The sequence below is a fragment of the Pseudomonas resinovorans NBRC 106553 genome, from assembly GCF_000412695.1.
GTDB lineage: Bacteria > Pseudomonadota > Gammaproteobacteria > Pseudomonadales > Pseudomonadaceae > Metapseudomonas > Metapseudomonas resinovorans_A.
Genome location: NC_021499.1, coordinates 3,835,613 through 3,856,558, shown reverse-complemented (window position 1 = coordinate 3,856,558; position 20,946 = coordinate 3,835,613). Strand labels below are relative to the sequence as shown.

At 65.9% G+C, this 20,946-nt stretch carries 21 protein-coding genes; 12 read left to right on the top strand and 9 right to left on the bottom strand.

Going from position 1 to position 20,946, the window contains the following annotated elements; genetic code table 11:
* Positions 1–88 precede the first annotated feature (88 nt).
* The 4 genes from PCA10_RS17360 to PCA10_RS17345 all read left to right on the top strand — a co-directional run bounded on the left by PCA10_RS17360 (position 89) and on the right by PCA10_RS17345 (position 5,978).
* Positions 89–1,021: an ABC transporter ATP-binding protein gene (locus tag PCA10_RS17360; RefSeq protein WP_016493376.1), complete on the top strand. Its 933-nt coding sequence runs from the start codon at positions 89–91 to the stop codon at positions 1,019–1,021.
* On the top strand, positions 1,018–1,797 hold the full coding sequence (locus PCA10_RS17355) for an ABC transporter permease (RefSeq protein ID WP_016493375.1): 780 nt from the start codon (positions 1,018–1,020) through the stop codon (positions 1,795–1,797). The genes PCA10_RS17360 and PCA10_RS17355 overlap by 4 nt, the downstream gene beginning before the upstream one ends.
* A 108-nt stretch (positions 1,798–1,905) precedes the next feature.
* Positions 1,906–2,922: an efflux RND transporter periplasmic adaptor subunit gene (locus tag PCA10_RS17350; RefSeq protein WP_016493374.1), complete on the top strand. Its 1,017-nt coding sequence runs from the start codon at positions 1,906–1,908 to the stop codon at positions 2,920–2,922.
* Entirely contained in the window at positions 2,919–5,978 is a 3,060-nt protein-coding gene (locus PCA10_RS17345) for an efflux RND transporter permease subunit (RefSeq protein ID WP_016493373.1), read from the top strand. The genes PCA10_RS17350 and PCA10_RS17345 overlap by 4 nt, the downstream gene beginning before the upstream one ends.
* A 136-nt stretch (positions 5,979–6,114) precedes the next feature.
* Here PCA10_RS17345 and PCA10_RS17340 read toward each other — a convergent pair whose 3' ends face one another.
* The 5 genes from PCA10_RS17340 to PCA10_RS17320 form a co-directional block, all read right to left on the bottom strand.
* Positions 6,115–6,672 carry a putative glycolipid-binding domain-containing protein gene (locus PCA10_RS17340; protein ID WP_016493372.1) on the bottom strand — a complete coding sequence of 186 codons (558 nt, stop codon included), beginning with the start codon at positions 6,670–6,672 and terminating at the stop codon, positions 6,115–6,117.
* A 4-nt stretch (positions 6,673–6,676) separates the two neighbouring features.
* Positions 6,677–6,988, bottom strand: a complete 312-nt coding sequence (locus PCA10_RS17335) for a DUF2834 domain-containing protein (RefSeq protein ID WP_016493371.1) — start codon at positions 6,986–6,988, stop codon at positions 6,677–6,679.
* 22 nt (positions 6,989–7,010) lie between these two features.
* Positions 7,011–7,358 (bottom strand): MmcQ/YjbR family DNA-binding protein, encoded by a 348-nt coding sequence (locus PCA10_RS17330; protein ID WP_016493370.1) that lies wholly within the window; start codon positions 7,356–7,358, stop codon positions 7,011–7,013.
* 16 nt (positions 7,359–7,374) lie between these two features.
* Positions 7,375–8,556: an MFS transporter gene (locus PCA10_RS17325; RefSeq protein ID WP_041770322.1), complete on the bottom strand. Its 1,182-nt coding sequence runs from the start codon at positions 8,554–8,556 to the stop codon at positions 7,375–7,377.
* A 100-nt stretch (positions 8,557–8,656) separates the two neighbouring features.
* The gene (locus tag PCA10_RS17320) at positions 8,657–9,565 is read right to left on the bottom strand and encodes a LysR substrate-binding domain-containing protein (protein ID WP_016493368.1); all 909 of its coding nucleotides are present in this window, start codon (positions 9,563–9,565) and stop codon (positions 8,657–8,659) included.
* 187 nt (positions 9,566–9,752) lie between these two features.
* Between PCA10_RS17320 and PCA10_RS17315 the strand changes: the two genes are divergently transcribed.
* The 3 genes from PCA10_RS17315 (at position 9,753) to PCA10_RS17305 (ending at position 12,144) form a co-directional block, all read left to right on the top strand.
* Positions 9,753–10,769 (top strand): alpha/beta hydrolase family protein, encoded by a 1,017-nt coding sequence (locus PCA10_RS17315; RefSeq protein WP_041770823.1) that lies wholly within the window; start codon positions 9,753–9,755, stop codon positions 10,767–10,769.
* Positions 10,770–10,849: 80 nt separating this feature from the next.
* Positions 10,850–11,356: a DUF1993 domain-containing protein gene (locus PCA10_RS17310; protein ID WP_016493366.1), complete on the top strand. Its 507-nt coding sequence runs from the start codon at positions 10,850–10,852 to the stop codon at positions 11,354–11,356.
* Between the two features lie 179 nt (positions 11,357–11,535).
* Positions 11,536–12,144: an FMN-dependent NADH-azoreductase gene (locus tag PCA10_RS17305; RefSeq protein WP_016493365.1), complete on the top strand. Its 609-nt coding sequence runs from the start codon at positions 11,536–11,538 to the stop codon at positions 12,142–12,144.
* A 169-nt stretch (positions 12,145–12,313) separates the two neighbouring features.
* Here the strand turns inward: PCA10_RS17305 and PCA10_RS17300 are convergent, their stop codons facing one another.
* Positions 12,314–13,903 (bottom strand): ABC-F family ATPase, encoded by a 1,590-nt coding sequence (locus tag PCA10_RS17300; protein ID WP_016493364.1) that lies wholly within the window; start codon positions 13,901–13,903, stop codon positions 12,314–12,316.
* Positions 13,904–14,408: 505 nt separating this feature from the next.
* On the opposite strand from PCA10_RS17300, the gene PCA10_RS17295 reads away from it, so the two are divergent.
* The 3 genes from PCA10_RS17295 to PCA10_RS17285 all read left to right on the top strand — a co-directional run bounded on the left by PCA10_RS17295 (position 14,409) and on the right by PCA10_RS17285 (position 15,393).
* Positions 14,409–14,651 (top strand): hypothetical protein, encoded by a 243-nt coding sequence (locus PCA10_RS17295; protein ID WP_016493363.1) that lies wholly within the window; start codon positions 14,409–14,411, stop codon positions 14,649–14,651.
* Between the two features lie 170 nt (positions 14,652–14,821).
* A complete protein-coding gene (locus PCA10_RS17290; RefSeq protein WP_016493362.1) occupies positions 14,822–15,013 on the top strand; it encodes a hypothetical protein in 192 nt (63 codons plus the stop codon).
* Positions 15,014–15,093: 80 nt separating this feature from the next.
* Entirely contained in the window at positions 15,094–15,393 is a 300-nt protein-coding gene (locus PCA10_RS17285) for a hypothetical protein (protein ID WP_016493361.1), read from the top strand.
* Between the two features lie 69 nt (positions 15,394–15,462).
* On the opposite strand, the gene PCA10_RS17280 is transcribed toward PCA10_RS17285, so the two are convergent.
* Positions 15,463–15,741: a peptidylprolyl isomerase gene (locus PCA10_RS17280; protein WP_016493360.1), complete on the bottom strand. Its 279-nt coding sequence runs from the start codon at positions 15,739–15,741 to the stop codon at positions 15,463–15,465.
* A gap of 119 nt (positions 15,742–15,860) precedes the next feature.
* Here PCA10_RS17280 and PCA10_RS17275 point away from each other — a divergent pair, with 119 nt between their 5' ends.
* Both PCA10_RS17275 and PCA10_RS17270 read left to right on the top strand, forming a co-directional pair.
* A complete protein-coding gene (locus tag PCA10_RS17275) occupies positions 15,861–17,087 on the top strand; it encodes a PilT/PilU family type 4a pilus ATPase (protein WP_016493359.1) in 1,227 nt (408 codons plus the stop codon).
* 226 nt (positions 17,088–17,313) lie between these two features.
* Positions 17,314–17,910 (top strand): DJ-1/PfpI family protein, encoded by a 597-nt coding sequence (locus PCA10_RS17270; RefSeq protein ID WP_016493358.1) that lies wholly within the window; start codon positions 17,314–17,316, stop codon positions 17,908–17,910.
* A 117-nt stretch (positions 17,911–18,027) separates the two neighbouring features.
* Here PCA10_RS17270 and PCA10_RS17265 read toward each other — a convergent pair whose 3' ends face one another.
* Together PCA10_RS17265 and PCA10_RS17260 are read right to left on the bottom strand one after the other, a co-directional pair.
* On the bottom strand, positions 18,028–19,983 hold the full coding sequence (locus PCA10_RS17265; RefSeq protein WP_016493357.1) for an acetoacetate--CoA ligase: 1,956 nt from the start codon (positions 19,981–19,983) through the stop codon (positions 18,028–18,030).
* A 51-nt stretch (positions 19,984–20,034) separates the two neighbouring features.
* A complete protein-coding gene (locus PCA10_RS17260) occupies positions 20,035–20,943 on the bottom strand; it encodes a LysR family transcriptional regulator (protein WP_016493356.1) in 909 nt (302 codons plus the stop codon).
* Positions 20,944–20,946: the final 3 nt, after the last annotated feature.

Below are 20,946 nucleotides of genomic sequence, written 5' to 3'. Positions count from 1 at the left end.
ACCTAGGCTGATGTGCAGCGAATGACGATTGAAATTGCTGGCATTAAGCCTTATCTAGCCACTTCCTTCTGAAGCAGACGAATCCATCATGAGTTCCGCCCTGTCCATCCGGCAGTTGACCAAGACCTACGGCAACGGCTTCCAGGCCCTCAAGGGCATCGATCTGGAAGTGGCCGAAGGCGATTTCTTCGCGTTGCTCGGGCCCAACGGCGCGGGCAAGTCCACCACCATCGGCATCCTCTCCACCCTGGTGAACAAGACCAGTGGCAGCGTCAGTGTCTTCGGCAATGACCTGGACAAGTCGCCCTATGCGCTCAAGCGCTGCCTCGGCGTGGTGCCCCAGGAGTTCAACTTCAACCAGTTCGAGAAGGTCTTCGACATTGTCGTGACCCAGGCGGGCTACTACGGCATCCCGGCGAAGATCGCCAAGGAGCGCGCCGAGCAGTACCTCAACCAGCTGGGCCTGTGGGAGAAGCGCGACTCCGCCTCCCGCGAGCTGTCCGGCGGCATGAAGCGCCGCCTGATGATCGCCCGCGCGCTGATCCACCAGCCGCGCCTCTTGATCCTCGACGAGCCCACCGCGGGCGTCGACATCGAGCTGCGCCGCTCCATGTGGAGCTTCCTCACCGAGCTCAACGAGCAGGGCATCACCATCATCCTCACGACCCACTACCTGGAAGAGGCCGAGCAGCTGTGCCGCAACATCGGCATCATCGACCACGGCCGCATCGTCGAGAACACCAGCATGAAGGAGCTGCTGAAGAAGCTGCACAAGGAAACCTTCCTGCTCGACCTCAAGGAGCCCATGGAAGTGGTGCCCCAGCTCAACGGCTACCCCGCCGAGCTGGTGGATGACCACACCCTGGAAGTCCAGGTGGAGAAGACCCAGGGCCTGACCGAGCTGTTCCGCCAGCTGGCCGCCCTCAACGTCGACGTGCTGAGCATGCGCAACAAGTCCAATCGCCTCGAGGAGCTGTTCGTGTCCCTGGTGGAGAAAAACCTGGCGAGGGTGGCGGTATGAGTTCGGAACTGCGCGCCAACCTGGTCGCCCTGGAAACCATCGTCTATCGCGAAGTCCGCCGCTTCACCCGCATCTGGCCGCAGACCCTGCTGCCCCCGGCCATCACCATGGCCCTGTACTTCGTCATCTTCGGCAACCTGATCGGCCGGCAGATCGGCGAGATGGGCGGTTTCAGCTACATGGACTACATAGTCCCCGGCCTGATCATGATGTCGGTCATCACCAACTCCTACAGCAACGTGGTGTCGAGCTTCTTCGGCAGCAAGTTCCAGCGCTCGGTGGAGGAACTGCTGGTGTCGCCGGTATCGCCGCACACCATCCTCCTCGGCTACACCATCGGCGGTGTGCTGCGCGGGCTGGCGGTGGGGGTGATCGTCACCTTCCTGTCGCTGTTCTTCACCAAGCTCTCGGTGCACCACATCGGAGTGACCGCGCTGGTGGTGCTGCTGACCGCCACCATCTTCTCCCTCGGTGGCTTCATCAACGCCGTGTACGCGCGCAACTTCGACGATATCTCGATCATCCCGACCTTCGTGCTGACCCCGCTGACCTACCTGGGCGGCGTCTTCTACTCGATCAACCTGCTGCCGCCGTTCTGGCAGACGGTGTCCCTGGGCAACCCGATCCTGCACATGGTCAACGCCTTCCGCTACGGCATCCTCGGCGTTTCCGACATCAATATCGGCGTCGCCATCGCCCTGATGCTATTGACCATGGCGGTCCTCTACGTCGCCTGCATCCACCTGCTGGTGAGCGGGCGCGGCATGCGTCAGTAAGGCGAAACAAAGCGACACAGAGTGGCATTATCTTTGGATGCCACTCACCGAAGTCTGCCGATACAGTCGGCGGACTTCTTTCCTTCCGCATCGTCGTCGAGGCTCCAGATGAAGGTCCGCCGCAGTGTTTGGCTGTTGTTCGGGGCGCTCGCCTCGTTGTCCGCCCTGGCCCAGGAAGCGCCACTGGTGGAAGTGGCCGAACCGCAACGGGCGCTGGTGCGCGACGAACTGGTGACCTTCGGTTCCCTGCGCTCCGACGAGTCGGTGATGATCCGTCCGGAAGTGGAGGGCAGGGTGGCCAGCCTGCATTTCCGCGAGGGGCAGGCGGTCAAGGGCGGCGACCTGCTGGTCAGCCTGGATGACGCCATCGCCCGCGCCGAACTGGCCCAGGCCCGGGCCAACCTCGACCTGGCGGAAAAGAGCTACCAGCGGGCGAAGATGCTCTTCTCCCGCGGGGCCAGCAATGCCCAGGCCCAGGACGAGTCCATGAGCCAGGAGCAGGCCGCCCGCGCCACGTTGGCGCTGGCCCAGGCGCGCCTCGACAAGACCCAGATCCGCGCCCCCTACGACGGCACCCTCGGCCTGCGCCAGGTCAGCGTCGGCGACTACCTCAGCTCCGGCCAGGACATGGTCAACCTGGAGGTGCTCGACCCGCTGAAGCTGGACTTCCGCGTGCCGCAGAAGGCGGTCAGCCAGGTGAGCATCGGCCAGCAGGTGGAGGTCAGCCTGGATGCCTATCCGGGCGAGCGCTTCCGTGGCCAGATCATCGCCCTCAACCCGCGCCTGGACGAAGTGGGCCGCAGCCAGGCGATTCGCGCGCAGATCGGCAACAGCGACCATCGCCTCAAGCCCGGCCAGTTCGTCAAGGTGTCGGTGATCCTCGCCGAGCGCCCGCAAGCCCTGCTGATCCCGGAGGAAGCGGTGATGCCGGTGGGCAAGCAGCTGTTCGTCAACCTGGTGGTGGACGGCAAGGTGGAGCGGCGGCCGATCCGGATCGGCCAGCGCCTGCGCGGCAAGGCCGAGGTTCGCGAAGGCCTGGAGGGTAACGAGCAGGTCATCACCGCCGGCTGGCAGAAGGTCACGCCGGGCCTGGAGGTCCGCACCGTAGCGCGAGGTGGCGCATGACCCTCTCCGATGTGTGCATCCGCAGGCCGGTGTTCGCCACCGTCCTCTCGCTGATCATCGTGCTGCTCGGCCTGCTGGCCTACCAGCGCCTGGCGGTGCGCGAATACCCCAACATCGACGTACCCATAGTCACGGTCAACGTCATCTATCCCGGCGCCAGCCCGGAGATCATGGAATCCCAGGTGGCCCAGCCCATCGAGGACGTGCTCTCGGGCATCGAGGGCCTCGACTTCGTGGCCTCCATCAGCCGCTCGGAAAACACCCAGATCACCGCCCAGTTCCGCCTCGGCACCAACGCCGACGAGGCCGCCAACGACGTGCGCGACCGCCTCGGCCGGGTCCGTGGGCTGCTCCCCGACGAAATCAACGAACCCATAGTGCAGAAGGTCGAGGCCGACGCCCAGCCGGTGATCTGGATCGCCTTCTACAGCGAACAGCACTCGGCGATGGAAATCACCGACGTCCTGGAACGGGTGATCCGCGACCGCGTGCAGACCATTCCCGGCGTGTCCGAGGTGCAGATCCGTGGCGCGCGGCGCTTCGCCATGCGCATCTGGCTGGACCCGGAAAAACTCGCGGCCCATGACCTCACCGTGCAGGACGTGGAGGACGCCCTGCGCCGGCAGAACGTGGAAATCCCCGCCGGGCGCATCGAGTCGGTGCAGCGCGAGTTCAGCGTGCTGTCGGAGACCGACCTGCGCACCCCGGAGGAATTCAACGACCTGATCCTCAACGACCAGCGCGGCTACCTGCTGCGCCTGGCCGACGTCGGCCACGCCGAGATAGGCGCGGCGGACGAGCGCAGCATCGTGCGCTTCAATGGGCGCGCGGCGGTGTCCCTGGGCCTGGTGAAGCAGGCCACCGCCAACCCCCTGGAAATCTCCGACGGCCTCGAGGCCGCCATGCCGGAACTGCGTGGCCTGCTGCCCGAAGGCATGAAGATGACCGTGGCCAACGACAACTCGCTGTTCATCCGCGAGTCCATCGACAACGTCTACACCACCATCTGGGAAGCGGTGGTGCTGGTCATCCTGATCATCTTCCTGTTCCTGCGCTCGCTGCGCGCCACGCTGATTCCCCTGGTGACCATCCCGGTGTCGCTGATCGGCGCCTTCAGTCTCATGGCGCTCTTGGGTTTCTCCATCAACACCCTGACGCTGCTGGCGATGGTGCTGGCCATCGGCCTGGTGGTGGACGACGCCATCGTGGTGCTGGAGAACATCCACCGGCACATCGAAGAGGGCATGTCGCCGCTGCAGGCGGCCTACAAGGGCAGCCGCGAGATCGCCTTCGCGGTGATCGCCATGACCCTGACCCTGGCCGCCGTCTACGCCCCCATCGGCTTCATGCAGGGCACCTCGGGCAAGCTGTTCACCGAATTCTCCTGGACCCTGGCCGGCGCAGTGCTGGTGTCCGGCTTCGTCGCCCTGACCCTGTCGCCGATGATGTGCGGGCACCTGCTCAAGCCCCATGGGGCGCAGCAGCACGGCAGGCTCTACAACCTGGTGGAGTCCTTCCTCCACGGCCTGACCTACAGCTATCGCCACCTGCTGGAGCGGGTGCTGCGCGCCTGGGTGCTGGTCATCGTCCTGCTGGCGGGCATCCTGGTGACTTGTGTGGTGCTGTTCAACGGCCTGCGCAGCGAGCTGGCGCCCACCGAGGACACCGGCACCATTGTCGGCTCGATCAACGGCCCCGACGGCGCCACCATCGAGTACACCAGCCGCTACGCGAGGATGCTGGAAGAGGCCTACCAGTCCATCCCCGAGGCCAACCGCTACATGGTGGTGGTGGGTTTCCCCACCGTGGCCCAGGGCCTGTCCTTCCTCAAGCTGGAGGACTGGGACGAGCGCGGGCGCAGCCAGTTCGAGATCCGCGACGAGCTCCTGCCCAAGTTGCGCGACATCCCCGGTGTGCGGGCCTTCCCCATCAACCGGCCGCCGCTCGGGCAGAGCGCGCGCAACCAGCCGGTGAACTTCGTCATCCGCTCTTCCCTGGAGTACAGCGAGCTGCAGAAGTACGTCGACCAGTTGATGGAACGGGTACGCGATTACCCGGGGCTGGAAAGCCTGGACAGCGACCTCAAGCTCAACGCGCCGCAGCTGAAGGTGTCGGTCAATCGCGAGCAGGCGGTGGCGGTGGGCACCGACGTGGCCGCCATCGGCCGTAGCCTGGAAAGCCTGTTCGGCAGCCGCCAGGTGACCCGCTTCAAGCAGAACGGCGAGCAATACGACGTGCTGGTGCAACTGGCCAACGTCGACCGCAGCAACCCGGACGACCTCAACCGCGTGTACGTGCGCGGGCGCAACGACAGCATGGTGCAGCTGGCCAACCTGATCGAGGTGGAGGAAACCGTGGCGCCGCGGGAGCTCAACCACTTCAACCAGCTGCGGGCGGTGACCGTGACCGCCAACGTCGGCTCCGGCTACACCCTGGGCGAAGCCCTGGACTACCTGGAGGCGGCCGCCCGCGAGGTCTTCCCGTCGGACACCCAGTTCGACTACACCGGCACCTCGCGGGACTTCAAGGACTCCAGCGCCGGCGTGGCGCTGATCTTCGCCCTGGCCCTGGTGTTCATCTACCTGGTGCTGGCGGCCCAGTTCGAGAGCTTCATCGATCCTTTGATCATCCTCTTCAGCGTGCCGCTGTCCATGGCGGGCGCGCTGCTGGCGCTGACGCTCTTCGGCGGCACCCTGAACATCTATTCCCAGGTGGGGATGGTCACCCTCATCGGGTTGATCACCAAGCACGGCATCCTCATCGTCGAGTTCGCCAACCAGTTGCTGCGCCAGGGCGTGGACCTGCACGAGGCGGTGATGGAGGCCTCGGTGAAGCGCCTGCGGCCGATCCTCATGACCACCGGTGCCATGGTGCTGGGTTCGCTACCCCTGGCGATCGCCACCGGCGCCGGCGCCGAAAGCCGCCAGCAGATCGGCATGGTGATTGTCGGTGGCTTGCTGGTGGGGACCTTCTTCACCCTCTTCGTGGTGCCGACGCTGTACCAGCAGCTACGCCGCTGGAAACCGATTCACAAGCTGGAGCCGACTCCGGCGTGATCCCTGTGGGGCTCTCTTGTGGGGGCGATTTCAATCGCCAAGGGACGCGTAGCGCCCCCTATCGGCCCTGAAGGCCGGACCTTCGGCCCGGTCGGCGAATGAATTCGCCCCTACAAATGGTTCCCCACGCCCCGGATCACAGGCGCTGGAAGAACGATGGATAGCGGTTCACCAGGCCATCCTCGTCCAGGGTCAGGACCGCCTCGAAACCACTGCCATCGAGGTTCTGGTAGAGATAGCGGGTCTGGTCGAGGCGCGTGTAGGCCTGGCGCATGCGGCGGACCGTCAGTTGCGGTGCCTCGATGAACACCACCTCTATTTCGCGGCGCTCGCCGGGGTTGAGGAACAGCCGCCAGATGCTCGGGCTGTTGGTGAAAGGGGTGGGCCAGAGGTCCAGGTCGAGGCTGCCGGACAGCTCCGGGAGCTTCTGGCCGTTGCCGTCGAACCAGTGCAGGCCGTCCCGGCGCAGGGCCAGGCTGCGACTGCCGCGCGCGTCCCGCACCGTGGCGCTAAAGGCACGCGGCTCCCAGCCTTTCTCGTACTCCAGGTTGTAGCTCAGGCGGTAGGGCTTGCCGTCGTCGTCGAAGGCGAGCATGCCGCTGTCCGCGCGCCGTCCCTCCAGGCGGAAGTCCTCCAGGCCCTGGGTGGGCGCTCGAACGTTCCAGAGGTGACTCCAGAGGGCGGTGGTTCTCATCGGTTCAAGCCTCGTCGCGCTTGGGTTTGCGTAGGGCCAGATAGAGCAGCGGCCCGATGGAGGCGAACACTGCGGTCAGCAGGTAGAAGGGTAGCAAGTAGGCCAGGTCACGGCCCTGGCGGCGATTGTCCTGGTACATCCAGATACCGATCAGGGCGCAGGCCAGGTAGAGGTCCAGCACCACCTGGGCGGTGTCGGGCCGGCTCATCAGCTGGGCGCCGAACTCCAGCAGCGGTTGCTCGCTGATGGCCATGACGTAGAGGGTGTAACCGCCGAACAGGATGAGGGCGAGGCGGGCGAAGGTGCGAATCGACATGTAACGTCCTTGTTGGGGGAAATCAGTCCAGTAGCAGGCCCACCTGGCGGATCTTCGGCAGGCGCGCCACCACCAGTTGGTGGGAGCGGGTGAGCAGATCGCGCAGCTCCGCGTCACCCATGGGGTAGGGGAGCTGCATGTCGATCCAGTGGGCGCGGGCGAGGTAAGGCGCGGGTCGGATGCCGGGGCGGTCGACGTAACCGAGGAAGAGGTCGCGGTCGACCTTGAACGCCAGGCCGTCGCCGAGGAAATCGAGGATGGCGAACATCTTGTTGCCCGCCACCGAGAACACCCGGTTGCTGCCCCACTTGAGGTCTTCCCGGGCGCCGGGCAATTGCAGGCAGAAGCTGGCGACTTGCTCGGGGGTCATGGGTACTCCTGTTCCGTCAGGTTGCTGTCTCGCTGCGCAGTAGCCAGAGGCTCAGCAGCATGCCGGCCAACGCCATCAGGGCCGCCACCAGGAAGATGGCGGCAAAGCCCGCGCCACTGGCGATGGCGCCCATCAGCGGTCCGGCGATGCCCAGGGCCAGGTCGAAGAATACCGCGTAGGCGCCCAGGGCAGAACTGCGGCTGGCGGCCGGGATGCGCGTCACGGCCTCGACGCCGAGGGCGGGGTAGACCAGCGACAGGCCGAAGCCGGTGAGGGCCGCGCCGGCCAGGGCCAGCGTGGGTGTCGGCGCCGCCCAGAGCAGGAACAGGCCGAGGCTTTCCACCGCCAGGCAGATGATGGCCACCCGGTAGCCGCCCAGGCGCTTGATGCTGTTCACGAACAGCAACCGGGCACCGATGAAGGCGACGCCGAAGGCGGTCAGGCAGTAGGCCGCGCCTTCCCAGCCACGGCTGGCGTAATAGAGCGTGACGAAGGTGGCCAGGGTGCCGAAGCCGATGGAGCCCAGGGCCAGCGCCACGCCGTTGGGGGCGATGCGCATGAACACGTTGCTGAACGGCAGTCGTTCGCCATGGACGATGGGGGCCGGGCGCTTGGGCAGGGCCAGTACCAGGGCGACGGCGCAGAGCAGGGCGATCAGGCCGCCGATGCTCCACAGGCCCAGGCGGTCCACCATCACCACGCCGAGCGGCGCACCGATGGCCACCGCGCCGTAGGAGGCGATGCCGTTGTAGGAGATCACCCGCGCCATGTTCTCCGCGCCCACCAGCCCCACGCCCCAGGCGATCGAGCCCGTGCCCACCAGGCCCTGGCCGATGCCCAGCAGCACGCGCCCGGCCAGCAGCAGGCCAAGGCTGGCCATGGGCGACTGCGCCAGGGACGTGGAAAGCAGCGTCAGCACCCCGGACAGGCCGCAGCAGGCCAGGCCGTAGAGCACCGCGCGCTTGGGCCCCTGGCGATCGGCCAGGGCGCCGGACATGGGCCGGGAAAGCAGGGTGGAGAGGTACTGGGTACTGATCACGATCCCCGCCATGACCGAGCCGTAGCCCATACCGTCATGGACGTAGCCGGGCAGCACGGCGATCGGCAGGCCGACGCAGAGGAAGCTGACAAAGGTGAACAAGACGATGGAGATGATTTGCAGGGTGTGGGAGGACGCGGACAGCTGCGGCGTGCTCATGTCAGAACCTGGGGTGGGGACGGGCGGGGGAATGCCGCCCATCATCTCCGACCCGCGGCAACAAAGGAAGGTGGCTAATGGTTGTCTTGCTGACGATGCTTCAGATGATGGTCTGCGGGTGGCGCTGAAACGCCGCCGCCAGGTGCTCGATCCAGGCCCGCACCGCCGGCAGCATGCCACGCCTGTGGGTGTAGACCGCCTGCAGGTAGCCGCCTGGAAGGGTCCACTCCGGCAGCAGGCGCACCAGGCTGCCGTCGCGCAGCTCCGCCTCGCAGTTCATTTGCGGCAGCATGCTGAAACCCAGCCCCGCCAGTACCGCATGCTTGCGCACATCGAAGTCCTCGATGCCCAGGCGTGCTTCCAGCACCACCTCGCGGCGGTTGCCGTCGCTATCGCGCAGGTGGTGGTGGATGCGCCGATCCGCTTCCACGCCGCCGAGGGCGGGCAGATGCTGGAGATCATCCGGGGTGCGGATGCTGGTGCCCTCCAGCAGGCCGGGGGCGGCCACCAGGAAGGCCTGGGCCGGGCTCAGCACGCGGGCGATCAGGGTCGGGTCCTCGTCGCCCTGCTCGCGAACCCGCAGGGCCACGTCCACGCCTTCCTCGCGCAGGTCCACCCGGCGGTTGGTGAGGAACATGTCCAGCTGCACCTGGGGATACTGCTGGAGAAACTCGATGATCAGGTCCTTCAGGACCGCGTGGGCCAGCTCCACCGGGCAGGACACCCGCAGCCGACCCCTGGGCTCGGCGGTCAGGCTGGCCACGGTTTCCTCCGCCTGCTCGGCTTCCAGCAGCATGGCCTGGCAATGGCGCAGGAAGCGCTCGCCGATATCGGTCAGCGCCAGCTTGCGCGTGGTGCGTTGCAGCAGGCGAGCATCGAGGCGGGTCTCCAGCTCGGCGATGCGCCGCGACAGCCGGGATTTCGGCACGCCGAGGATGCGCCCGGCGGCCGAGAAGCCGCCGTGTTCCACCACCTTGGCGAAGTAGAAGAGGTCGTTGAGATCCTGCATGGTTCGATTGTCCTGTGTGAGGTACGAACTATGGCACCGCAGCCAGAAGGGTCGCCATCGTTTTCATCGGCGGGACGATCCGCCTGGCGCCCGGCAACCAGTCGACCGGCATCTGGGCCGTGCCTATGCTGTGGGTCCGTCCAGGTTTGTCCGATAGCGGTTTTGCGAACGGAAGGTGAGCACCATGCTGGTTCGTCTTTCAGCCATCCTGGCCCTGATGGCGCTACTCGCGCCGGTGGCGGCCTTGAGCGCCCCGGCGGTGGGCATGCACTGGCTGGCGTTGGCCGATCCCCTGGTCGAGAGCCAGCCGCTGAACGCGGTGGCTTTCTACCCCGCACAGGGTCGGCCGCGCAGCAGCGAGGTCGACGTCTATCGCGTGGATGCGGCGCAGGACGCGCCCCTGGCCGCCGGGCGTTTCCCGCTGGTGGTGATTTCCCACGGCAACAATGGCTCGCCGTTCGCCCATCACGACCTGGCCACCGCCCTGGCGAAGGCCGGCTTCATCGTGGTGGCGGTGCTGCATACCGGCGACAACTACCAGGATCGGAGCCGTGCCGGCACCTTCAGCAACCTCTATGGCCGTCCGCTGCAATTGTCCGCCGCCATCGACTCCGTCCAGTCCGACCCCCTGTTGATGGCGGGGCTGGATAGCCGGCGGGTCGGCGTGATCGGCTACTCCGCGGGTGGCGAGTCCGCCTTGATCCTGGCCGGCGCCCAGCCCGAACCCGAGCGGCTGCGCGCCTACTGCCGCCAATGGCCGGACGATCAGGACGCCTGTGGCAGCGGCGGCGCGCTGATTCCCGACCGCGACGATCTCTCGGCCTTCGCCGATCCCCGGGTGGGCGCGGTGATGCTGATGGCGCCCCTGGCGCTGATGTTCGACCGCAAGGGGCTGGAGCCGGTGCGCGTGCCGGTGCTGATCTACAGCGGGGACGCTGACCGCATCCTGCAACTGGAGCAGAACGCCGCCGCCCTGGCGCAGCAGTTGCCCATTCCACCTGACTTCCGCCTGCTGCCGGGTGCGGGGCATTTCGTCTTCATGGCGCCCTGTCCCGAGGCACTGGAGGCCGTCGCGCCCCACGTCTGCGAGGATGCCGACGGCGTGGACCGGAACGCCATCCATGAACGGTTGAGCGTCGAGGCGGTGCGCTTCTTCAGTCGTACGCTGGGCGGCTCGCAGCCCGATTCCGCCGGTGGCGGGTGAGTGCTCGGGCGCATTGCCGGGCAGGTGGCCAGGGTTTATACCTGAGCGTTGTCCATCCACCCGAAAACGGAGCGATCACCATGTCCTTGTCCATGTACGAGGCGTCCATCCCGGTCCTGGCGCGCATGCTCGGCAACCTCTCCAACATCCTCAAGAAGGCCGAGGCCAACGCCCAGGCGCGAGGAATCGATCCCAAGGTATTCATTGATTCGCGCCTGGCGCCGGACATGTACCCCCTGGCTCGCCAGGTACAGGTGGTCAGCGATATGGCCAAGGGCTGCGCGGCGCGCCTGGCCGGTGTCGATGTGCCGAGCTGGGCCGATACCGAATCCACCTTCGAGGAGCTGCAGGCGCGAATCGCCAAGACCCAGGCCTTCCTCAAGGGCATCGACGCCGCCCAGCTCGACGGCAGCGAAGATCGCACCGTGGTATTGAAGATGCGCAGTGGCGACCTGAGCTTCCGCGGCCGAGACTACCTGCTCGGCTTCGCCCTGCCGAACTTCTATTTCCACCTCACGGCGGCCTACGCCATCCTCCGTCACAACGGCGTGGACGTGGGCAAGATGGATTTCCTGGGCGGCGTCTGAATCCCATCGAGCGCCGGGTGGATCGGTGAAGCGTGATCCACCCGGCTGCAAGGAGTAAGCGTTCTATTGGTGGGACGCTGAATCACAAATTCGCCGTCTAATCAGCCTTTATCGACATGGATAGGATTACCTCCATTCCGATCGGCCGTCGCCGGTCGCCCAATAGAGGGTAACCATCCATGAAACTCCTGCACCTCGATTCCAGCATCCTCGGCGACGCCTCCGCCTCCCGCCAACTGAGCCGCGCCGTGGTCGACGCCTGGCAAGCCGCCGAGCCGGCCGCCCAGGTCAGCTACCGCGACCTGGCCGGTGACGCCCTGAGCCACCTGTCCGCCCTGTCCCTCGTGGCTGGCGGTACCCCGGCCGAGCTGCGCGACGCCGCGCAGAAGCACGAAGCCGAGCTGGGCGAGACCACCCTCAACGAGTTCCTCGCCGCCGACGCCATCGTCATCGGCGCGCCGATGTACAACTTCACCATCCCGACCCAGCTCAAGGCCTGGATCGATCGCATCGCGGTCGCCGGCAAGACCTTCCACTACACCGAGAACGGTCCGGAAGGCCTGGCGGGCGGCAAGAAAGTGGTGATCGTCTCCACCGCCGGTGGCATCCACGCCGGGCAGGCCAGCGGCCAGGCCCACGAGGACTACCTGAAACTGGTGCTGAACTTCCTCGGCGTGACCGATATCGAGATCGTCCGCGCCGAAGGCCTGGCCTACGGCGAAGAGCCCCGCGCCAATGCCTTCAGTGCCGCCAAGGCGCAGATCGGCGAGCTGTTCGCCACCGCCTGATCCGGCTCCCGGAAACGACAAAGCCCCGCAATTGCGGGGCTTTGTCGTATCTGTGGGGGCGAATTCATTCGCCAACCGGACCGAAGGTTCGGCCTTCGATGCCGCAGGGGCCGCTTCGCGGCCCTTGGCGAACAAATTCGCCCCTACAAGAGCAGTCCGGGCGGCGCCCTCAGACGATCACGCCCTGGCTGCGCAGGTAGTCGTCGTAGGTGCCGCTGAAGTCGGTCACGCCGGTTTCCGAAAGCTCGATGATGCGGGTGGCCAGGGAGCCGACGAACTCGCGGTCATGGCTGACGAAGATCAGCGTGCCCGGGTAGTTCTCCAGGGCGAGGTTGAGTGCCTCGATGGATTCCATGTCCAGGTGGTTGGTGGGTTCGTCCATCACCAGCACGTTGGGGCGCTTCAGGATCAGCTTGCCGAACAGCATGCGGCCCTGCTCGCCACCGGAGATCACCTTCACCGACTTGAGGATCTCGTCGTTGGAGAACAGCATGCGGCCGAGGGTGCCGCGCACCAGCTGCTCGCCGCCCTGGGTCCACTGGCCCATCCAGTCGAACAGGGTGACGTCGTCTTCGAAGTCGTGGGCGTGGTCCTGGGCGTAGTAGCCAAGGTCCGCGCTTTCGGTCCATTTCACGCTGCCGGAGTCCGGGGTCACTTCGCCGACCAGGGTGCGCAGCAGGGTGGTCTTGCCGATGCCGTTGGGGCCGATGATGGCGACGCGCTCGCCGGCCTCGACCTGCAGGTCCAGGCCCTTGAACAGCTGCTTGCCGTCGAAGCCCTTGGCCAGTTTCTCCACGGTGACCGCCTGGCGGTGCAGCTTCTTGTGCTGCTCGAAGCGAATGAAGGGGCTGACGCGGCTGGAGGGCTTGACCTCGGCCAGCTGGATCTTGTCGATCTGCTTGGCGCGGGAGGTGGCCTGCTTGGCTTTCGAGGCGTTGGCGGAGAAGCGGCTGACGAAGGTCTGCAGCTCGGCGATCTGCGCCTTCTTCTTGGCGTTGTCGGCCAGCAGTTGCTCGCGCGACTGGGTCGCGGCGGTCATGTATTCGTCGTAGTTGCCCGGGAACAGGCGCAGTTCGCCGTAGTCCAGGTCGGCCATGTGGGTGCAGACGCTGTTCAGGAAGTGGCGATCGTGGGAAATGATGATCATGGTGCTGTTACGCGCCGTGAGGATGTTTTCCAGCCAGCGGATGGTGTTGATATCCAGGTGGTTGGTCGGTTCGTCCAGCAGCAGCACGTCCGGATCCGAGAACAGCGCCTGGGCCAGCAGCACGCGCAGCTTCCAGCCGGGAGCGACTTCGCTCATCGGGCCGAAGTGCTGGGCCAGCGGAATGCCGAGGCCGAGCAGCAGCTCGCCGGCACGGGATTCGGCGGTGTAGCCGTCCATTTCGGCGAACTCGGTTTCCAGCTCGGCAACGGCCATGCCGTCTTCTTCGCTCATTTCCGGCAGCGAATAGATGCGGTCACGCTCGGCCTTGACCCGCCACAGTTCCGCGTGGCCCATGATCACGGTGTCGATCACGCTGAATTCTTCGTAGGCGAACTGGTCCTGGCGCAGCTTGCCCAGGCGTACGTTCGGCTCCAGCATCACCTGGCCACCCGAGGGATCCAGATCGTTGCCGAGGATCTTCATGAAGGTCGACTTGCCGCAGCCGTTGGCGCCGATCAGGCCGTAGCGGTTGCCGTTGCCGAACTTGACGGAAACGTTCTCGAACAGCGGCTTGGGGCCGAACTGCATGGTGATGTTAGCGGTGGAGATCAAGGGGTCTACCTATCAATAACTTACGAATTGGCGCCTTCGGCTGAAACCGATCTGATACCGGTTTTCAACTTCTCGAATTCGCTCCAGTCGGAGCAAGAATTGATCCAGCGGGCATACGTCGACAGCAACATTGGGCCGCTGTGGCCGAGCTGCTGGGGGGATGAAGGCGGGGTTCATGCCGGACAATGTGCGGATTGTCGCATAGGTATGACGGCAATTGCATGGCGACCGGTAGCTGATCCCACCCGCAGCGAGGGCAGGGCGCCAGCGAAAGTAGGTACCGGGGGCTCTCCGGCGTGATCCGCCGTGAACCCGCCAACACCCGGTTTCCGACGTTCGGCATCGGCCTTGGCATGCGGCAGGATGAGGCGTGCCCTTGTCGTCGGGCATTTTCGCGCTTTCGCGCCTGTATGGGGCTTTCCTTCGGGCAGGCGCTGGCGGCTGCCGGGAACCTGCGCTATTGCTTACGTGTGCATCTAGCAAAATGATGCACTTGGAGCGATTTGTGGCCGATCCGATTTACTGGACAGAACTGCGAGACGTCCTGCTCAAGGTCTGCGCCGCGCACATCGCCATCGTAGCCTTCCTGGAAGAAGCGGAAGTTCCTTGGTCGGATGACCAGATGGCCGAGTTTGCGCGTCTCATCCTCGCCGAGCGGATTGCCATCAGCCTGTACGCGTCCTTTTCCGAGGCTTCGCCAGCGGCAACGGCAACGCCTTTCCGATTGCGCACCGCCGGTGATGAATAGTCAGCGCACCGCACGGCCCTGTCGCACAATCGTCAACTTCAGGCGCTAGCCTGAGCAAGCCTCCACGGCACTTTTCTTGGGTAACGCATCCAGTACGGGCCAGCCCGATGGTTGGCCTTTTTTCTGCGTGCCGTTGCCGTGGGATTCGTCGGCTTGAGCGGGAACAATCCATGGACATCGCGATCCAGCAGGTCTGCCGTGGCGAGCGCCTGGAGTGGCACGTCGAGGCCCTTGGCATGCGGGTGCCATTCCGCGATCGCGCCTCCGCCCTGGCATTCGCCGTCCGGCTCCAGGAGCGCGTCGAGGCCCCGCATTGGCTGCCGGGGAAGGTCGAGCTGTTGCCGAACACGAGCGAGGACTGACGCGGGCGGCTATTGTCTGAGGGGTGGCCAGCGCAGTACGCGATGCGCCATCAGGATCGGCAATCGTCAGGAGAAGTCTTGTGAGGAAATCCCTGTTTTTCGGCGCTCTGGCCCTGCAGGCCTGCGCCTTCGCGGCGGTAGCGGGCGAGTGGCCCGCCGGTGGTAGCGAGAAGTTCACCAAGGAATGCGTCGCCAGTGCGGCCGGCCAGGTGCCCCAGGACAGGGCCATTGCCTACTGCCAGTGCTCCAGCGGCATGATGCAGAAGTCCTTTACCTCGGAGCAGCTGGAGGCCGTGGGCAAAGGCACCAAACCCACCGAGGCCGAAGTCTCGATCCTCGTCGATATCTCACGCACCTGCGCGCGGCAAACGCTGCAATGAGCCGTTAATACCGCTGTCACACAACGGCTCCAGCATGGGCACCGCGCCACGGACGGTGCCCATTTCCCCTCACTCCCGGAAGAACACCTGCACCAGGTGATAGCCGAACTGGCTTTTCACCGGGCCATGGACGACCCGCACCGGCTTCTTGAAGATCACCTGATCGATCACCCGCACCATCTGGCCGGGGCGCACCTCGCCCAGGTCGCCGCCACGCTTGGCGGAAGGGCAGATGGAGTGCTTCTTCGCCAGGACCGCGAAGTCTTCGCCTTTATCCAGGCGCTTCTTCAGTTGCTCGGCTTCCGCCTCGGTCTTGACCAGGATATGGCGGGCGAGGGCCTTGGCCATGGGATTTCCTCTTGGACTGTGGAACGGTTCATTGTGCCAGCACAGGCCGCCGCCATACAGTTGCGAACCGGTGATCCGCTGTGCGGATGCCCTCACCTCAGACTGGATACGCACGTCCCATGGACCTCTCCGCGATGCTGAAAATCCTGGCCAGCCAGGATGGTTCCGACCTCTACCTGTCCACGGGCGCGCCGCCCTGCGCCAAGTTCAACGGCATGCTCCGGCCGCTTTCCGCCGAGCCGCTGAAGGCCGGCGACGTGGCCAGAATCGCCGAATCCATCATGGACGCCGAGCAGCGCGCCGAGTTCGACCGTGAGCTGGAGATGAACCTGGCCATCTCGCTGCCCAATATCGGGCGCTTCCGCATCAATATCTTCCGCCAGCGCAACGAGGTCTCCATCGTCGCGCGGAACATCAAGCTGGACATCCCGCGCTTCGAGGACCTGAAGCTGCCGGAAGTGCTGCTGAAGATGGTCATGGAAAAACGCGGCCTGGTGCTCTTCGTCGGCGGTACCGGTTCCGGCAAGTCCACCTCCCTGGCGGCGCTGATCGACTACCGCAATCGCAATGTGGGCGGTCACATCATCACCATCGAAGACCCGGTGGAGTATGTGCACCGGCACAAGAAGTCGATCATCAACCAGCGCGAGGTGGGGGTGGACACCCGCAGCTTCCACGCCGCGCTGAAGAACACCCTGCGCCAGGCGCCGGACGTGATCCTGATCGGCGAGATCCGCGACCGCGAGACCATGGAGCACGCCCTGGCCTTCGCCGACACCGGCCACCTGGCCATTTCCACCCTGCACGCCAACAACGCCAACCAGGCCCTGGACCGCATCATCAACTTCTTCCCCGAGGAGCGCCGGCCGCAGTTGCTCAACGATCTCGGCAACAACCTCAAGGCCTTCGTTTCCCAGCGCCTGGTGCGCACCCAGGACGGCAAGCGCCGGGCGGCGGTGGAAGTGCTGCTGGGCACCTCCACTATCAGCGACCTGATCAAGCGCAACGAATTCCACTCCATCAAGGAGATCATGGAGAAGTCCCGTGGCCTCGGCATGCAGACCTTCGATCAGGCGCTGTTCGACCTGGTGGTGGAGGGCGCCATTCCCGAAGACGAGGCGATCAAGAACGCCGACTCGGCCAACAACCTGCGCCTGAAGCTCAAGCTCTACCGCGAAAACCCGGCCACCGCCGCCTCGGCACCCGCCGCTGCCGCAGCGGCCCCCGTGGCCGCCGCCCCGACTCCGGCGCCCAGCCGCACCGAGGACGCCGCCAGCTGGGGCCTGGAGCTCAAGCTGGAAGACCTGGAGGAGGACGGCCCGGAAGAGCCGGGGCCGCGATTGTAGGAGCGGCGAATCCTTGTAGGGGCGAATTCATTCGCCAAGGGACGCACCGCGTCCCCCTTCGGGTCTGTCGGCCGAACCTTCGGTCCGGTTGGCGAATGAATTCGCCCCTACAGGTTGGTTCCCCCTGCAAACCTGTATGGCCGAATTCGCGGTCGTCTGTACATGGCGACCGCCCGCTGGCGCGCATAGATTCGCACCCTGAACCTACGCGATCCGGGAGGTCGTGATGCGCATCGCCGTACTGACGTTCGAGGGCTTCAACGAGCTTGATTCCTTCGTAGCCGCCGGGCTGCTCAACCGCTTGCGCGGGCAGGGTTGGCAGGCGGAAATCACCGCGCCGGCCGAGTTCGTCACCTCGATGAACGGGGTGCGGGTCCAGGCCCAGCAGCCCCTGGAGTTCGCCAACGAGGCCGATGTGGTGCTGTTCGGCAGCGGCATCCTCACCCGTGATATCGCCAAGGATCGCGCCATTCTCGACCGCCTGCGCCTTGACCCGCAGCGCCAACTGATCGGTTCGCAATGTTCCGGTGCCCTGCTGATGGCCCGGCTCGGCCTGCTCGGCAACCTGCCGGCCTGCACCGACCTGACCACCAAGCCCTGGGTGATCGAGGCCGGGGTAAAGGTGCTGGACCAGCCGTTCTTCGCCAGCGGCAACCTGGCCACTGCCGGTGGTTGCCTGGCCTCGCCCTATCTCGCGGCCTGGGTGATCGCCAGGCTGGCCGGTGAGGACGCCTGCGCCACGGCGCTGCACTACGTGGCGCCGGTGGGGGAGAAGGAGGCGTTCGTCGAGCGGGCGATGGGGGTGATCGGGCCGTATCTGTAACGGCTGTCGGGATCGTTGTAGGGGCGAATTCATTCGCCAACCGGGCCGCCGGTCCGGCCGGCAGACCCCAGGGGGGACGCGGAGCGTCCCTTGGCGATTGAAATCGCCCCTACAGGGTCAGCGTTTCAGTTCATCAAGGTCCCGGAACAACTCCAAGGCCTGGGGATTGGCCAGGGCATCGGTGTTCTTCACCGGGCGGCCGTGCACCACGTTGCGTACCGCCAGCTCGACGATCTTGCCGCTGAGGGTGCGCGGGATGTCGGCCACGGCGATGATCTTCGCCGGCACGTGGCGCGTGGTGGTATTGGCGCGGATCACCTGGCGGATGCGCTCGCGCAGGCTGTCGTCTAGCGCCACGCCGTCACGCAGGCGGACGAACAGCACCACCCGTACATCGCCGTCCCACTCCTGGCCGATGGCGATGGACTCCAGCACCTGTTCCACCTTCTCCACCTGGCGATAGATTTCCGCGGTGCCGATGCGCACGCCGCCGGGGTTGAGCACGGCGTCGGAGCGGCCGTGGATCACCAGGCCACCGTGGGCGGTTTCCTCGGCGTAGTCGCCATGGGCCCACACGCCGGGGAAGGTCTCGAAATAGGCGGCCTTGAATTTCGCCCCGTCCGGATCGTTCCAGAAGCCCAGAGGCATGCACGGGAAGTGGCGGGCGCAGACCAGTTCGCCTTTCTCGCCGAGCACCCGCTTGCCGTCCACGTTCCACACCTGCACGTCCATCCCCAGGCCCTTGCACTGCAACTCTCCACGCCATACCGGCAGCACGGGGTTGCCCAGGGCGAAACAGGAAATGATGTCGGTGCCGCCGGAAATCGACGACAGGCAGAGTTCTTCCTTGATGTCGCGGTAGACGTACTCGAAGCTCTCGTGGGACAGCGGCGAACCGGTGGACAGCAGGGCCTTCAGGTGTTCCAGGCGATGGCTCCGGCGTGGCTTGGCGCCGACCTTTTCCAGCGCGGCCAGGTACTTGGCGCTGGCACCGAAGATACTGATGTCCTCGGCATCGATCAGGTCCATGAGGCGCTCGGCGTGGGGGTGGAAGGGCGAGCCGTCGAAGAGCACCAGGGTCGCGCCCAGGGCCAGGCCCGACACCAGCCAGTTCCACATCATCCAGCCGCAGGTGGTGAAGTAGAACAGCCGGTCATTGGCCGTCAGGTCGCAGTGCAGGCCATGCTCCTTGACGTGCTGCAACAGGGTGCCGCCGACACCGTGGACGATGCACTTGGGCACCCCGGTGGTGCCGCTGGAGTAGAGGATGTACAGCGGCTGGTCGAAAGGCACCGGCGTGAACCGGGGTTCGCCGCCGGGCTGGTAGCAGTCGTTCCACAAACTGACCCGGGCGCGGCTGGTGAAGTCTGCCGGGCGGGCTTGCGCGCGGGAGTAGGGCACCACCACCAGCTGCTCCAGCCAGGGCATGCGCTGGAGAATTTCATTGAGCTTGGTGGTCTGGTCGAAGTGCTTGCCGGCATAGCGGTAGCCGGCGGCGGCGAACAGCACCTTCGGCTCGATCTGGCCGAAGCGGTCGATCACCCCCTGGGTACCGAAGTCCGGCGAGCAGCAGCTCCAGACAGCCCCCAGGCTGGTGGTGGCGAGCATGGCCACCACCGTCTGCCAGGTATTGGGCATCACCGCCGCGACCCGGTCGCCGACGCCCACGCCAGCGCTCTTCAGGCGCTGTTGCAGGCCCGCCACATGGGCGGCCAGGTCGGCGTAGCTGAGCTGCACGCGGCTGCCGTCCTCGCCCACGGCCACCAGGGCCGGCTGCTCGTCGCGACGGCGCAACAGGTGCTCGGCGAAGTTCAGGGTGGCGCCGCTGAACCAGCGGGCGCCGGGCATGCCCCCGCTTTCTTCGAGCACGGTGCTGGGCGGGGTACTGAAGCGGATGTCGAAGAAATCGACGATGGCCTGCCAGAAGTCCTCGCGGCGATCCAGGCTCCAGGCGTGCAGGGCAGGGTAGTCGGGCAGGTCCAGGCCCTGTTGCTGGTTGATCTGGCGGCGGAACGCATCCATGCGGGTGGTGGCGATTCGCAGCGGGCTGGGGGTCCATAGCGGCTGATCCATCTGCGCCTCCTCATATGGCGACGTCCAGTTGCTATCAGCATAGGCCCTGGTTCAGGGCCGGGGCAGATCCAGGCGGCGCCAGTCGGGGGCGTGCAGCAGCACATCGCTGAGGGCCTGGGCGGCGGTGGACAGCTTGTGCTCGGCCAGTCGCAGCAGGCCGACGCGGCGTTCCACCTGCGGGCTGTGCAGGGCGATGCAGCGGGCGCCCAGCTCCTCCATCTGCTGGATGCACAGGCTGGGCACGGCGCTCACGCCCAGCCCCTGGGCCACCATCCGGCCGACCGTGACCAACTGGTGGCTCTCGAACGCCACCGGCAGCCGGCCGTGTTGCGGGGCCAGCACTTCCTCGAGCATCAACCGCACCGCCGAGGGACGCTGCAGGGTGATGAAGTTGCCTTGCAGCAGCTCCGCCCAGGCCACCTCGGTACGCCGCGCCAGGTCGCAGTCGCCAGGCACCACGGCGACGAAACGGTCGGTATAGAAGGGCGTGAAGGCGAGACCGTCGAGGGACTCGGGCTCGAACGCGATACCCAGTTCCACCCGGTGGCTGCGCACCATCTCCAGCACCTGCTCGTTGATCACGTCATGCACGGCCACGTTGACCTTCGGATGCTGGTCGCGAAAGGCCTTGAGCGCGGCCGGCAACAGGTTGCCGGCGAAGGAGGGCATGGCGGCGATGGAGACCTTGCCCAGTTGCAGGGTGAAGTGCTGGCGCAGCAGTTCCTCGGCATTGTCCCAGTCGGCCAGCAGGCGCCGGGCGATGGGCAGCAACGTCTCGCCCTCGGGGGTCAGGGCGACGCTGCGGGTGGTGCGCACCAGCAGCGGGCCGCCGAGGGATTCCTCGAGGTTCTTGATCGCCAGGCTCAGCGCCGGCTGGGACAGGTGCAGGCGTTCGCAGGCCTGGGCGAAGCTCAGGCTCTGCGCCACCGCGAGGAAGGCGCGCAGCTGCTTGATGGTCATTTA

Bases quoted from the DNA above. Each gene is read 5' to 3' on its own strand.
- PCA10_RS17360 (WP_016493376.1), top strand. From the start codon at position 89: ATGAGTTCCGCCCTGTCCATCCGGCAGTTGACCAAGACCTACGGCAAC.
- PCA10_RS17355 (WP_016493375.1), top strand. From the start codon at position 1,018: ATGAGTTCGGAACTGCGCGCCAACCTGGTCGCCCTGGAAACCATCGTC.
- PCA10_RS17350 (WP_016493374.1), top strand. From the start codon at position 1,906: ATGAAGGTCCGCCGCAGTGTTTGGCTGTTGTTCGGGGCGCTCGCCTCG.
- PCA10_RS17345 (WP_016493373.1), top strand. From the start codon at position 2,919: ATGACCCTCTCCGATGTGTGCATCCGCAGGCCGGTGTTCGCCACCGTC.
- PCA10_RS17340 (WP_016493372.1), bottom strand. From the start codon at position 6,672: ATGAGAACCACCGCCCTCTGGAGTCACCTCTGGAACGTTCGAGCGCCC.
- PCA10_RS17335 (WP_016493371.1), bottom strand. From the start codon at position 6,988: ATGTCGATTCGCACCTTCGCCCGCCTCGCCCTCATCCTGTTCGGCGGT.
- PCA10_RS17330 (WP_016493370.1), bottom strand. From the start codon at position 7,358: ATGACCCCCGAGCAAGTCGCCAGCTTCTGCCTGCAATTGCCCGGCGCC.
- PCA10_RS17325 (WP_041770322.1), bottom strand. From the start codon at position 8,556: ATGAGCACGCCGCAGCTGTCCGCGTCCTCCCACACCCTGCAAATCATC.
- PCA10_RS17320 (WP_016493368.1), bottom strand. From the start codon at position 9,565: ATGCAGGATCTCAACGACCTCTTCTACTTCGCCAAGGTGGTGGAACAC.
- PCA10_RS17310 (WP_016493366.1), top strand. From the start codon at position 10,850: ATGTCCTTGTCCATGTACGAGGCGTCCATCCCGGTCCTGGCGCGCATG.
- PCA10_RS17305 (WP_016493365.1), top strand. From the start codon at position 11,536: ATGAAACTCCTGCACCTCGATTCCAGCATCCTCGGCGACGCCTCCGCC.
- PCA10_RS17290 (WP_016493362.1), top strand. From the start codon at position 14,822: ATGGACATCGCGATCCAGCAGGTCTGCCGTGGCGAGCGCCTGGAGTGG.
- PCA10_RS17280 (WP_016493360.1), bottom strand. From the start codon at position 15,741: ATGGCCAAGGCCCTCGCCCGCCATATCCTGGTCAAGACCGAGGCGGAA.
- PCA10_RS17275 (WP_016493359.1), top strand. From the start codon at position 15,861: ATGGACCTCTCCGCGATGCTGAAAATCCTGGCCAGCCAGGATGGTTCC.
- PCA10_RS17270 (WP_016493358.1), top strand. From the start codon at position 17,314: ATGCGCATCGCCGTACTGACGTTCGAGGGCTTCAACGAGCTTGATTCC.
- PCA10_RS17265 (WP_016493357.1), bottom strand. From the start codon at position 19,983: ATGGATCAGCCGCTATGGACCCCCAGCCCGCTGCGAATCGCCACCACC.
- PCA10_RS17260 (WP_016493356.1), bottom strand. From the start codon at position 20,943: ATGACCATCAAGCAGCTGCGCGCCTTCCTCGCGGTGGCGCAGAGCCTG.